The organism is Pseudomonas sp. MF08817, from assembly GCF_059862705.1.
The window spans coordinates 25,716-39,295 of record NZ_JCBCUY010000028.1 but is presented as its reverse complement, the minus strand read 5'-3'; the positions used below and the strand labels follow the sequence as shown (position 1 = coordinate 39,295).

At 64.6% G+C, this 13,580-nt stretch carries 6 protein-coding genes; 3 read left to right on the top strand and 3 right to left on the bottom strand.

Annotated elements, in window-relative coordinates:
• Positions 1-14 precede the first annotated feature (14 nt).
• Together pdxR and AC19YR_RS17710 are read left to right on the top strand one after the other, a co-directional pair.
• Positions 15-1,547, top strand: coding sequence for a MocR-like pyridoxine biosynthesis transcription factor PdxR (gene pdxR, locus AC19YR_RS17715; RefSeq protein WP_500599465.1), 1,533 nt, complete (start codon positions 15-17; stop codon positions 1,545-1,547).
• Between the two features lie 75 nt (positions 1,548-1,622).
• Entirely contained in the window at positions 1,623-5,018 is a 3,396-nt protein-coding gene (locus AC19YR_RS17710) for a dermonecrotic toxin domain-containing protein (RefSeq protein ID WP_500599463.1), read from the top strand.
• A gap of 36 nt (positions 5,019-5,054) precedes the next feature.
• Here the strand turns inward: AC19YR_RS17710 and AC19YR_RS17705 are convergent, their stop codons facing one another.
• The 3 genes from AC19YR_RS17705 to AC19YR_RS17695 form a co-directional block, all read right to left on the bottom strand.
• Positions 5,055-9,641 (bottom strand): hypothetical protein, encoded by a 4,587-nt coding sequence (locus AC19YR_RS17705; RefSeq protein WP_500599462.1) that lies wholly within the window; start codon positions 9,639-9,641, stop codon positions 5,055-5,057.
• A gap of 97 nt (positions 9,642-9,738) precedes the next feature.
• The gene (locus tag AC19YR_RS17700) at positions 9,739-10,752 is read right to left on the bottom strand and encodes an asparaginase (protein WP_500599460.1); all 1,014 of its coding nucleotides are present in this window, start codon (positions 10,750-10,752) and stop codon (positions 9,739-9,741) included.
• A gap of 256 nt (positions 10,753-11,008) precedes the next feature.
• Positions 11,009-12,433, bottom strand: a complete 1,425-nt coding sequence (locus AC19YR_RS17695; RefSeq protein ID WP_095108998.1) for an aspartate ammonia-lyase — start codon at positions 12,431-12,433, stop codon at positions 11,009-11,011.
• A 182-nt stretch (positions 12,434-12,615) separates the two neighbouring features.
• On the opposite strand from AC19YR_RS17695, the gene AC19YR_RS17690 reads away from it, so the two are divergent.
• A complete protein-coding gene (locus AC19YR_RS17690; protein ID WP_095108645.1) occupies positions 12,616-13,542 on the top strand; it encodes a LysR substrate-binding domain-containing protein in 927 nt (308 codons plus the stop codon).
• The last annotated feature ends 38 nt before the right edge of the window (positions 13,543-13,580 follow it).

Sequence of the window (13,580 nt, the reverse complement as noted above, 5' to 3'; positions counted from 1 at the left end):
ATAGGTCCAATGCCATGAGCCAGCCACCGCTGTCCTTCAACCCCGCCGGGATCGAACTCGACCGCCGCCAGGGCCTGAGCCTTCAGCTTTACCAGGCATTGCGCCAGCGCGTGCTGGACGGGCGCTTGAGCAGCGGCACGCGGCTGCCGGCCAGCCGCGACCTGGCCCTGGCGTTGACGATTTCGCGCAACAGCGTGGTGCGTGCCTATGACCAGTTGTATGCCGAGGGCTTTATCGAGAGCCGGGTCGGTGATGGCACTTATGTGGCGCAACTGCCGCAACGGCTGAGCCCGGCGAACGTGTTATCCACAAAACTATCCACAGGGTTTTCAACAGGCTTATCCCCAGGGTTATCCACAAATACGGTGGATTTACCTGGGTTTTCGTCCAGTAAAGTTATCCACAGCAGTGCCCTGGAGCGCCTTGATCGGCACTATTTGCCCGCCCCGGCCAGTGGCGCGCCGAAGGCGTTTCGGGTGGGTGTGCCGGCCTTCGATCTGTTCCCGTTCGAGGTGTGGGCCAAGCTGAATGCGGCTTTCTGGCGCAACCCGGATCTAGAGCAACTGTGTTATGGCGACCCGGCGGGGGACATGCGCCTGCGGGAAATGATCGCCGCGTATTTGCGTAACTCCCGCGGTTTGCAGTGCCGCGCTGAGCAAATAGTAATCACCAGTGGCGCGCAGCAAGGCATTAGCCTTTGTGCACAGCTGCTGGTGGAGCCTGGCGCCGGGGTGGCTGTGGAAAACCCCGGCTACCGCGCCGCTGGCCATGCCTTCGCTATTGCCGGGGCGCGGCTGCACGGCGTGGCGGTGGACAGCGAAGGCCTCGATTGCGCGGCGCTGGCGCGTTTAAGCGATTGCCGCCTGGCCTACGTGACGCCGTCGCACCAGTACCCCACGGGGGTCATCATGAGCCTGGCCCGGCGCCTGGAGTTGCTGGCCTGGGCCGAGCGCAGCGGGGGCTGGATCGTGGAAGACGACTACGACGGCGAGTACCGCTTCAGCGGCGCGCCCTTGGCGCCTTTGGCGGCGCTGGATCGCCAGGGCCGGGTGCTGTACGTCGGCACGTTCGGCAAAGTGGCGTTCCCGGCGCTGCGCCTGGGTTACCTGGTGCTGCCGCCGACCCTGGTGGACGCCTTCTCCCGGCGCCGGGCGCTGGATGTGCGGCATTCGGAGGTCAGCACCCAAGCGGTGATGGCCGAGTTTATCGCCGCCGGGCATTTCCAGCGGCATATCCGGCGCATGCGCCGCGCCGCCCTGAGCCGGCGTAACGCCTTGCTGGCGGGGTGGCCGGCAGACATTCCCGGCGTCGCCAACCTGCCCAGCGTGGCGGCGGGGTTGCACGTGATGGTGCGGGTCCAGAGCCTGGCCCGCGAGCAAGAACTGTTGGCCCAAGCCGCCCGCGTGGGGGTGGAAATCAATGGCCTGAGCAGCTATTGCCTGGGGGACGGGCCGCCCCAGCACGCGGGGCTGGTGCTGGGGTTCGCGGCGGTGCCCGAGGCGGCCATCGCCGATGCGCTGGCGCGCCTGCGCCGGGCCTGGCGCTAGGGCATAACCGGTTACCGCTGGCGGGCGTGTGGGCAGGGCTAAGTTGGCGGCTCCTATCATTGACGGAGCCTGCCGATGGAGCAGCCTGAAACCGCTATACCGAACGCCCCTGTGGATAACGCCATCTACCTGTCTGCGCGCTTGCCCCTGGAGCGCACCTTTGCTGCGCGCCCGACTTTGGCCGATACCGCGCGGGCTTTTTTGCAGCAACAACTGGCCGAGGATTTCCCCGAGCTGAACATCGACGTCGCCAAGGCGCAGCTATTGCTGCCGCAATGGGGCCAGGAGCAGGGCCGCGCGGTTTTCCTGGGCTACACCACATTGACGTTGGTTGAGGTGCTGATCCAGCAGTTTCTCCAGGTGGCCCCTGCGACTTGGCCACCCGACAGCCTGTTGTCGTTGACGCCCATGCTGGAAGCCCCGGTCGGTGTCGCTGTCGACCTGGCCGACCTCAAGGCCTGCCTCCAAGAGTGGGCGCCCCTGTTGCTGGAGCACTACCAGCAACGCCTGGTGGATTACTGGGGCGAACCGATGGACGACGGCTTTAGCCCCTGGTTGTGGATGTCCAACCTGTTCAAAAGTGATGTGCAACAAGCCGCCGGGTTGCTCGACCCCCTGGGGCAGGAGACGGTCCAGGCTGTCCTGGACTTCCCCCTGGCCTCGGTGCGTCAGCAACAGCCTGGGCTGGAGACGAGCCAGGCGTACATCTGCCTGGTGGATAACGCCGACCGCGGCCCGGTGGGTACGGTCATGGGGCTGGTGTTGACGCGCACCTTTGGTGAGCATGAGCGGGTCTTGCTGTACACGCCGGTGGCCGGGCTCGAGGTGTTCGGCTCTCTTGAGGCGCTGGAGGACACCTGGCTGGGCCAGCCCAGTGACGCCGACCTGCGCTTGCACAATTACGAGACGCCGAACGACATTTTCGACACCCTCGCCTTGCAGTTGCTGGAGCGCCAGTTGCGCCTGATCGAGGCCATCGAACCCAGCCATTACGCCGACAGCGCCGCCCTGGGCCAAGTTTTGGCCGAGATCGGCAGCGTGGTGAGCCTGTTGGGCGGGTTTGGTGTTGGCCATCAGCCTGCGGGCGGGTCGATCCCGCCGTGGTTGAGGCAGGCCGAGCCGGGCGAGCGCCAGGCAGTCAGCCGCCAATTGACGGCGTTGGCGCAGATTGCCGAGCACTCGGGCGGGCAATCCTACCTGCGGGGCATTCCAAGCATTGGCGACTATGGCGCCAAAGCCCTGAAAACCGAGTTGCTCAAGCGTTATCCGGGGCAGGTGGACCTGCGCATCGATGACATCGAAATCACCCTGTACCACGTCGTCAACACGCCATTTGAGGCCATGGACCCGCCGTTCCCGCCAGTGCGTTATGAGCCGCGCACGTCGGGGCTGGTGGAACTGGCGCTGCACAGTGCCAGCGGCTTTCCCCAGGTACGCGCCAGCGTCCGCTATGGCGGTGGTGAAGCGCCGCCGTGGCTGACCTACGATTTTTTACGCGAGTGGGCGGTGGCGGCCGATATCGGCGCGCACTACCCGGCGTTGTTACAACAGCGCCTGTTGGACGATCCGGCCGAGCGGACCTGGCGCCAGCAAGTGTTCTGCGACCACATGCAGGTGTTGCTGCCGTTGCAGGCGCTGGAACTCAAGGCCAAGGGCCAGCTCACCCCTGCCCAGTACGAGGCCGTGGTAGCGGTGTTGCGGCCCGATGCGGCCCAGCGGCGAGTGGGTGGCGTGGAGCAAGTGGTGCGGCCTTTGGCCTTTGGCCTGTCGGGGCTTTCGCGGCGTGACGAGGTGCGCGCGACGTTTTTGGTCGGCCCCAGGGACGTGCGCCAAGGCCCGTGGGTGCTGTATCAAGCCGGCAACGGGGGCGCCATGCGGGGTTTCGCGGCACTGGGCCAAGTGCTCGATGCGCTGCGCGAGGAGCCGATGCTGGCGGCCAGTGTGCTGGCCGCCATGACGCCCGAGGGGCGGGTCGTTTATGGCAACGACGGTTTTCGTCAGCCGCACCTGGCGCGCCTGCTGGAGAGCGATTGGGAGGTGAGCATACAAGCGCCGCAGGTCGAGCTCGACACCACGCCCCTGGCGCAGGATTTCTGCACTTCGCTGTACCGGGATGTCGCGGTGAAACTGGTGGAACAGGCCCGCCAGAGCGCGCTCTCGAGTGCCGACGACCGTTGGCAGCGCTATGAAAACCTGGCCTGGACCCTGTTTGACCTGTTTTTGCCCCTGGCTACGGGTACACCGGCCCGCTTGGGGTTACTGACGCAACTGGCGGCCAGCCTGAAGGCCTCTACCGATCCGCAGATCGAGCAGGCCCAAGGCATTGGCATGACCGTCGGCGTGCTGCTCAACCTGGCGCTGTTGCTGAGCCACGAACACCCGGGCGGGGTGCTTGCCGAGGAAGTGCCGGCGATGCCCCCCAGGTTATCCGCAGCGCAATTGCGTGAGGGCTTGCCCGCCGTGCTGGCGCGGCATCCGGGGGGCCAGGGGCGGCTGCTCTACGAGTACACCCAAGACCAAGGAGTTGCTTCGCCACGCCAGTTGCTGAGCTTGAACACCTTCCGTGCGCCAGTGGGCCCGCGCACGGGAACACGGCTGGAGGAGGACGGGCTCAAAGGCCTTTACCGAGAAGGCACGCAACTGTTTGCCCAGGTCGATGGTTACTGGTTCTACGTGGTGTCCACGCCCAACGGGGTGGTAATGGCCGACGCGCTCAACGGTCATCGCCGGGGCCCTTACCTGCAAGCAGATACCGCTGGCCGCTGGACGCTGGCCTCCGTCCCGCGTTTGCTGGGTGGGGTGAGCCAGAGGCAGCGCCTGGTGAAGCGTCTCGATAGCCTGGAGTTAGAGGGGCGGAAATTGCTCGCCAGCGTGGACGGAGAGATGGACGAGGCCCAACGCCTGGCTGATGCCGGGCACCTGAGTGCCGATGTGCAAGACATCCTCACGAGTAAGGTAACGACCTTGCGCAGCAAGGCGACGGATCTTGAGTCACTCGTTCCCCGCCTGGGCGACAAGGTGCCCGTGGCCCTGATCGACGGGTTGCGCAAGGGGGCCGCCCGCCTCGAAACGCTGGCGCAGGATCTGGTGGTGAGCATGGCGTTGAGTCGCCCGCCGAGCATCGCTGCGCTGTTGCGGCTGGGGGAGCTGCACCAGATCCGGAGTGTGCGCAAAAAAGGCGAGCGGGTGGACCTGTCCCAAGGCTCGGTGGGCGACTTTTTACAGGAGTACGAAATTCGCCTGCCTCAAGGCGTGTGCTGGTATGCCCACTTTCACTATCGACAGCGTGATGCGAACGTGCAGGACTATTTCGCCGGGCATCTGAAAACCGCCGCGCAGCGAGGCCAGGGCGTGGAGTACCAACGGGCGCAGCAGGCACAGGGCCGGGTGGTGGAACCGATTCTGCGGGTGCCGATCAGCAATGACGTGGCCCAGCGTCTGATCTTCAATCCGGCGTCCGAGCCACGCTAGCCAGGCCCGGGGCGTGCGCGGCACGCCCCGGGTACCTCAACTCTTGACGTTGAAAAACAATCGGGTGGCCTGCTCTAGATTGATTTCACTGCGGTAGTAGGCGATCCGTTGTTGCTCATCCAGCCCCTGCAAGGGCTCGGGGGCTGGCACCCAGATGCGTTCGCTGGAGGCGATCAGACGTGCGGAAATGAAGGCCTTGGCCGGTGTCCACGAAGTGGAATAGCGAAAGTGCGCGTACCACAGGACTTGGTGGGTCTTGGCGTCGCTGATGCTGTATTCGTCGAGGAAGTCGGGCTGTGGCGCCTTGATATGGCGCCGGGTGACGTTTTTCTCAATGATGATCCGCCCTTGGTTGTTCAACCATTCGAGGTTGGCGATGGTCGGCGGTTGGCGCTTGAGCATCGTCAGCATGTGGGTGTTGGCCTGTTGGTAGAGGCTGTCGATGGATTCATCCAGGGCCTTCTGGATGTTGGCTGCTGACCGTGAGCCGCTCTCGGTGGCATTGCTGCGGGTCAACGCCTGTTCGATGGCGTCGCGGACCGTCTCCAGGCGCTGGGCGTGTTGGTGAAACAGGAACTCGATACCGATGGCGGTGCGGCCCGGCAGGCTAGCAAGGGCGTTGGCGCGCTGCTTGAAGTCGGCCAGGCTGTCGAGCAGGGACTGGCCTGCGTTGAGGCTGGTGTCCAGATCCGGGGTGGCGGTGGGGGTGTCGACGGTTTCCAAGTGCTGGACCCAGACGCCCGGTTGTTTTTCATGGAAGGTGGCGATCACCTTGTTAGTCAACGGCGAGGTGATGTCCACCAGGCCGGTTTCCAGGCCGATCGCCGAGATCCGTGGCTCGCCGATGAGTACGCCGTTGTAGCGGGTTCTGATGAACTTGCGTCGTGGCCGTGGCGCGACGGACGGCGGGCGGGCTCGAGTGCGCAGCAGGCTGCGTTCGTTGTGCAGCCGCGCCAGGCGTCGGGTGGCGTGTTTGCGATATTCCTTGAGCCGCGTGCGCAGGTGGTCAAGCGATGCCTGAACGACGTGTTCCGTGTAATCCTCGGGTAAATCGATAATGCGTTCGTCGAGTACGTCAAATTGCTCAATCAGGCTGCCCAGGGTTTCGATGCGTTCATCCAGGCGGCTTTCGTTACGCTCTTGTGCAGTGTCGCGCAGGCTCTGGATGGCGATGTCGGCGGCATCGACGATCTGGTCGAGGGTGGTCCAGGCAGCCGGCATGCTGTGCACCGACTCCGGGGCCAGGCACAGATTGCGGGCCAGGGTCACTTGCAAGGCCTTGAGGTCATCGCTGCTGTAGGCGGGCAGGTGGCGTTGGGTTTCGCGCACCAGCAGCATGCCGTCGCGGGCCAGTTCCTTGAGTTCGGTGAAGCGTGATTGCACGTAGTCCAGGCGCGCGATCATGTCCTGGCACATCTCGTTCATTTCCCGGGCGTCGTCGATATGGCGTTCCTGGGGCGCCTGGGCCTGGCGCTCGATCTGTTCAAGGACCGCTTTGATCCGCGGGGTGAAAGTGATGAGGCGCTCCTGGATGCCGGCACCCGTGAGTTCCAGTTGGACACGTAGGTAGCCGATGGACTTTTGCTGATAGTCGGCTGTAGTGGCGAGGACATTGAGCGCCTTGAGCTTTTGCAGAGCGTTCTCGTAATCGGTGCGCTGGCGCTGGAGGGTTTGCAGGTACGCCTCGCGCTGGGCCGTGGCCGATGTGGACGGGGCATCGAGCAGTTCCTTGCGGCTTTGTTGCAGTTGCTTGCGGGCTTGGGCTTTGTTGCGCTCGAAGGTGGTGAGGTCGTTGCGCAGCGCCGTGGCCTGGGCTTGGGCCTCGGCCCGGGCTTTGACGATGATGGCCTTGGGGCCGCCGCCGCGCAGGCGCAGGCGGACATCGACGAACCATTCGCCCTTGGCGTTATGGGTCAGCAGTGGCCCGGTGCGGCCCTCCTGCCGGGGGTTGTGGATCATCACGTTGCCGTCTTCCTCCTGCACCTGGAACCAGCGTTCGCCTATAGGCGCGTAGAGCTTGTTATCGAGGCGGTAGAGATGCTGGTAAGGGCCGGGTGTGCGGTCTGGCTGGGCCAGGCCTTCGGGCGGGGCCACCCCCAAACCGTCGAGCAGCCTGACCAGGTCGTTGGGTGCCCGGTTAAGGGCTCCGCTGGTGACGAGCGGCGGGATGTGCCCGGGAGGGAGGTCCTGGGCGGGCATGGTAGCCAGTTGCCGAACCGGGCCTTTTTCCGCCTTGCCAAGCGGTTCGCTTTCTGGCGCGGCGCGCAGGGCGGGGCGATTGCGTTGGGCGATGTGCAACGTGATCGCCATTCCCAAATTGAGAAACAGGTCAGCCAGGACACTCCATTGGACAGCGGTGTCGTGCTGCTCCTGGGCGTCGGCGAGGGCTTGCAATTGATCCAGCACCTGCCAGATCCAGGCGCCGATGCCCACGGTGGGGCCCAGGAACGGCAGGGCGCAATTGAAGATCAACCAACCGGCGTGCTTGAAGGTGGCCCAGCGGCTATCGGCGTTGGACACCGACTGGCGGTTGGCCAGTTCCACCAGCGCCTTGGCGTTTGCGGTGAACAGAGCTGCGAAGATGTCGCCCGCCACGGTGTCTTCGCCCAAGGCCAGGGGGCCGCTCATGCTCCAGAGTTTGTCCGGTTCCACGAGGACCTCCACGACGGTCCAGGGCGAGGGTAATGGTGGGGGAAAGACGTAGCGAGCGTAGTCCTCGCGCACCGCATCCGGCAGCCAGGCCAGCACCGATTCGCGCAGGCTGGCCGATTGCTGGATGGCATAGATCAGGTTGGCCGGCGATGGGTGTTGGCTCAATGGCTGGTCCAGGAGCGGGCGGTACAGCAGGCACGGGCCGCTGGTCATGTCCCGGGGGCCAATGACGAACATGTTGGCGACCACGTCTGCGGGTTTGCCGGTGCGGCGCGAAGGGGCGAAGGCCAGCGGCCGGATTACGATGGTTTGACCGTTGACCCGCTGATCGGATGCTTCGCTAGCCATCAGCGCCACTACGTAGCGATAGCCGCGTTCGTCTATTCCCGCCTCGTTGCAAATCTTGCTTTGCAGGGCCAGGAGCGGCAGTTGGATGCGCAGGTGGTTGCTGAACAGCGCCTGGCGCCGTAGGGATTGCTGGGGGTCGTCGAGCAGCTTTTGCTTGACGAGCGCCGGGTAGGCGCTGCCCAGGTCCATGGCGGTGACGAGACCTTCGATGTAGTCCACGGTCATCCATTTGGGCACGCTGACTCCCTCGGCGCCCTGGATGCTTTTATTGCCCAAGGGCAGGGCAATCAAATTCTGCAAGGCCAGGTCGGCGAAGCTCAATAGCGTGGTTTGCACCTGGCCCGGAATAAATGAGCCCCACATCAACAGGCTTTCGACGCGCATCCGGTAGCGCTCCAGTTGCAGGGTCGTGGCTTGCGGATGGTCTTTGAGGATGGCGGCGCGCAAGGCGTCCAAGGCATAGGTGTGGATTGGCGGGATGTCGTCTTGGTAGGTTCGGCCCGCGTTGCCGCGGTGCAGGGCGGCAAGGTCCTTCAGGTGCCTTGAGTAAAAGGTCAGGTCGGCGGTTGAGGCGTCGGTCAGCCACTGCGGCATGGCGCTGTAGAACCACGACAGGTTGGGCTCTGCTGCAGCGCTTTGGCCCTCGCTACTGACCGGGCTGCTGAGCACGGCCTGGCCTGCGTCAAGCGGATGATCGGGGGAAAACCCGATGCGCTTGATGGCGTCGATCTGGTAGGCAATCAGGGCGCAGGCCTGCTGGTCGAAAAAATTTCCCTCGGGCTCGACCAGCCGCCACTTCAGTTTCTGGTAGGACAGCGATGAATCCAGATGCCCGGGCAGGGACAATTCCAGCTCCGCCATGGACTTGAACCATTCGTAGCCGTTCAGCAGGGAGTAGGTGAGGATGATGCGCCGGTCGTAAGTGTCGCCGATCAGCACCGCGATAGGGGGGGCTTCCAGGTGTTCGTTCTGGCTTTGTACCACCCGGTCGAAATCGATCAGGTACGCCCTGCTGTTGAAGGGGTCGTTAGCCTGGCGGTCGATGCGGTTCGGGTATTCGTGCAGCTTGCGCGCCAGGCTGCACTCGAGGTCGTTCCAGGTGTCGCTTTTTTCCACGCCCCACAGGCTGCGCAAGGAGCCGGCCAGTTCATGCCAGCGCGGTTGGCCATCGCTGTTAAGGCTGTTCCAGTATTCGATCTGTTGCTCCTGGTAAGCGCTGAGCATGACGGGGGCGAGGATGTTTATCAGGTTGGCGATTTCGCAGATGCGCACAGGCAACTGGGCCGCAGGCTCTACAACCGGTGGTTGGGTGAGGAAGTGGACGCCTTCGATGTAGATCAACGGGATGTCTTGCACCGACTGGCGGGCGAGGATGTTGGCCAGGGTTTCGTACTGGGTAGGCGTGGCGACGACCTGATCTTCGACAATGTCCCAGGCGGGGCTACCGACCAGGGTGGTGGCCGGGTCGATTTCCAGGGTTGGATACAGCTGCTGCAAGGGTTCGAGCAGCAATTTTGCCGCGACCTCACGAAAGGCCGGGCCGACGCACAATTGGGTGACGATGGCTTCTGTAGAGATCAGCGGCGAAAGGTGTTGAGGGGCGGGAGGGGTTGGTATGGGCATCGAGTATTCCTGTCTTGCCGTTGGGAATGGGGCACCGAAGGACGGATTGCGGTTTCCCAAGGCTAGGCAGCGGCAAGACAGGCACGGCGGTAACTATTTAGTGGCCCGGTTGCAGCTCCCCACACAGGTCCAGCTCCACCAGGCGCCGCACCTCGGCGGTCGGCAGGCTCGCCCCCAGCAGCGCGTGTAATTTGCCGAACGCCGCTTCGCGGGTCATGCCGCCGCCAGACAGCACGCCGACGCCGCGCAAACGGCTGCCAGCCTCGTAGACGTCCAGCGTCACGCCTCCTTCATGGCACTGAGTGATGGCCACGACCACGATCCCGGCGTCATGGGCCCGTTGCAGGCTGGCGAGAAAGGAGGGGTCGTCGCTGGGCCCGGTGCCGCTGCCGAAGCATTCGAGCACCAGCCCGGCGATACCGCTGCCCAGCACGGCGTCGAGGGTGGTGGCGCCGATGCCGGGGAACAGCGGCAACACGGCAACACTGGCTAGTTGCCTGGGTTGGCGATAGCCCAGCGCTGCGGGAAGGGACGAAGCCGGCACGCCGCCGCCCTGGCGGTTGAGGCGGGCGAACGGGTGGCGGCCGAAGCTGCGGATTTTCGCGCAGTGGGTGGGGGCCAGCAGTTCACCGTGGAAGTACAACTGCACCCCCGGCGCCAGGCCCTGGCCGAGGGCGACCAGCGCACCGCCGAGGTTTTCCCAGGCATCGCTGTCGGCCACGCCGGCCGGCAGCATGGAACCGGTGAACAGCACCCGCGCCGGCAGGCCGAGCAACTGGAACGCCATGGCGGCGGCGCTGTAGGCCAGGGTGTCGGTGCCGTGCAGGATCAGCACACTGTCGCAGCCCTGGCCATCCACCGCCTCGATCACCGCTTCGCGCAGTTGCTGCCAATACGCGGGGTTCATGTTGGCGCTGTCGATCAACGGCGTCATTTCGCGAAAGTGCCACGCCGGCACCACGAGGTCGGGTTGGCTGTGCAGGTGTTCGCGCATGCGCGCTTCAAAACCGGCTGCCGGGGCCAGGCCATGGGCGCTGGCCTGCATGCCAATGGTGCCGCCGGTGTAGAGCACCATCACGCGCTGGGCGGCGGGGTAGGCGTTGGGAAGCATGGGCGAGTCTCCGCGAGAGATGACGGGGGAGCGGGCCGGGCGGCGCTCTGCTTGCGCGCGATGGCGGTGTATCAGGCACGCGAGGGGCCGATTGGCCTGGCCACATCGCGGGCCAGCCCGCTCACAGAGGGTGCACTTTAGCTGAGGAGGGCGCCAGGGATCGACAGGCAAAAAAAAGGGCTTGGAGAGTGATCTCCAAGCCCTCAAAAGGTGAGAGGTGTCTAGTCCCTCAACCTGGTGAGCGGTGCAACAGCGTTTAGGCCTTCAGGGGCACCAGACGCGGGGCGATCATGTTTTCCGGGCGCAGGATGTCGGCGAGCATGGCGTCGTCGAGCAAGCCTTCTTCGCGCACCAGTTCCAGCACGCCGCGGCCACTTTCCAGGGCGATGCGGGCGATGCGGGTGGCGTTTTCATAGCCGATGTAGGGGTTCAGCGCGGTGACCAGGCCGATGGAGTGCTCCACCAGTTCGCGGCAGCGCTCTTCGTTGGCGGTGATGCCAACGATGCAGTGCTCGCGCAGCATGTCCATGGCGCGTTGCAGCAGGCGGATCGAGTCGAAGATCTTGAACGCGATCAGCGGCTCCATCACGTTGAGTTGCAACTGGCCGCCTTCGGCCGCGATGGTCAGGGCCAGGTCGTTGCCGATGATCTGGAACGCGACCTGGTTGACCGCTTCCGGGATGACCGGGTTGACCTTGCCGGGCATGATCGAGCTGCCGGGTTGGCGCGCTGGCAGGTTGATCTCATTGATGCCGGTACGCGGGCCGCTGGACAGCAGGCGCAGGTCGTTGCAGATCTTCGACAGCTTGACCGCGGTGCGCTTGAGCATGCCGGAGAACAGCACGAAAGCGCCCATGTCGGAGGTGGCTTCGATCAGGTCGGCGGCCGGTACCAGCGGCTGGCCGCTGATGAGTGCCAGGCGCGACACGGCCAGGTGCTGGTAGCGCGGGTCGGCGTTGATGCCGGTGCCGATGGCGGTGCCGCCCAGGTTGACTTCGGTCAGCACTTCCGGGGCCAGGGTCTTGAGGCGCGCCAGGTCTTCGCCCAGGGTGGTGGCGAAGGCGCGGAATTCTTGGCCCAGGGTCATCGGCACGGCGTCTTGCAGTTGGGTGCGGCCCATCTTCAGGACGTGGCTGAACTCTTCGCCCTTGGCGGCGAACGCCTGGATCAGGCTGTCGAGGCTGGCCAGCAGCGCGTCGTGGCCCAACAGCAGGCCCAGGCGGATGGCCGTCGGGTAGGCGTCGTTGGTGGACTGCGCCATGTTCACGTCGTTGTTGGGGTGCAGGTATTGGTATTCGCCTTTCTGGTGGCCCATGGCCTCCAGCGCGATGTTGGCGATCACTTCGTTGGCATTCATGTTGGTTGAAGTGCCAGCGCCGCCCTGAATCATGTCCACCACGAACTCTTCGTGGAAGTCGCCGCGGATCAGGCGCGCACAGGCTTCGCTGATGGCCGCGTGTTTGGCCGCACTTAAGTGGCCCAGTTCACAGTTGGCGTCGGCGGCAGCCTGCTTGACCATCGCCAGGCCCACGACCAGCTTGGGGTAGTGCGAGATCGGAACACCGGAGAGGCGGAAGTTGTTCACCGCCCGCAGGGTTTGGATGCCGTAGTACGCTTGCGCGGGTACTTCGAGTGCGCCAAGCAGGTCTTTTTCAGTGCGGAATGATGCAGCAGAGGACATGATGGAAACCATCTCAATATGGACCCGGTCTGTGCCGGAACGCTGCCAATGCTAGGCTTGGCGGCATTTTTGGGCCAATGCCATTAAATACTGGCCTATGCACAAACGGCATACGGTGGGTGTGACCCGGGTATGATGCCGAGCGTGTGACCTAAATTGGTGCGTGTGTCCGGGAGGACGTGATGAATCTGGAAAGTAAATGGCTCGAGGACTTTAGCGCCCTGGCCGCCACCCGCAGTTTCTCCCAAGCAGCCGAGCGACGTTTCGTCACCCAGCCCGCGTTCAGCCGGCGCATCCGCAGCCTGGAGGCGGCGCTGGGCCTGACCCTGGTCAACCGCTCGCGCACGCCGGTGGAACTGACGGCGGCGGGGCAGTTGTTTTTGGTCACCGCGCGCACGGTGGTCGAACAGTTGGGTGAAGTGCTGCGCCATTTGCATCACCTCGAAGGCGGGCAGGGCGAAGTCATGCAGGTGGCGGCCGCCCACTCCCTGGCGCTGGGTTTTTTTCCGCGTTGGATCGCCCAATTGCGCAACGAAGGCCTGAACATCGCCACGCGGCTGGTGGCTACTAACGTTGGTGACGCGGTGCACGCCCTGCGCGAGGGCGGCTGCGACCTGATGCTGGCCTTCTATGACCCCGATGCCGCGATGCAGATGGACCCGGAGATTTTTCCCTCCCTGCACCTGGGACACACCGAGATGCTCCCGGTGTGCGCCGCCGACGCCAGCGGCAAACCGCTGTTCGACCTCGAAGGCGAGGCCAGCGTGCCGTTGCTGGCCTACAGCGCCGGGGCCTTTTTGGGGCGTTCGGTGAACCAGTTGCTGCGCCAGCGGGCGCTGCGCTTCACCACCATTTATGAAACCGCCATGGCCGACAGCCTCAAGAGCATGGCCCTGGAAGGCCTGGGCATCGCCTGGGTGCCGCAATTGAGCGTGCGCGCCGAGTTGGCGCGGGGTGAGTTGGTGGTGTGCGGCGGGCCGCAATGGCACGTGCCGCTGGAGATCCGCCTGTACCGCTGCGCCCTGGTGCGCAAGGCCAACGTACGGTTGTTGTGGCGCAAGCTTGAAGGGGGCGCGGCGCACCCTCCGGCGAGCCAGCCCCCAGAGTGATTTTGTGGTGCCTGTACTGACTTCACGGTCAATAAAAC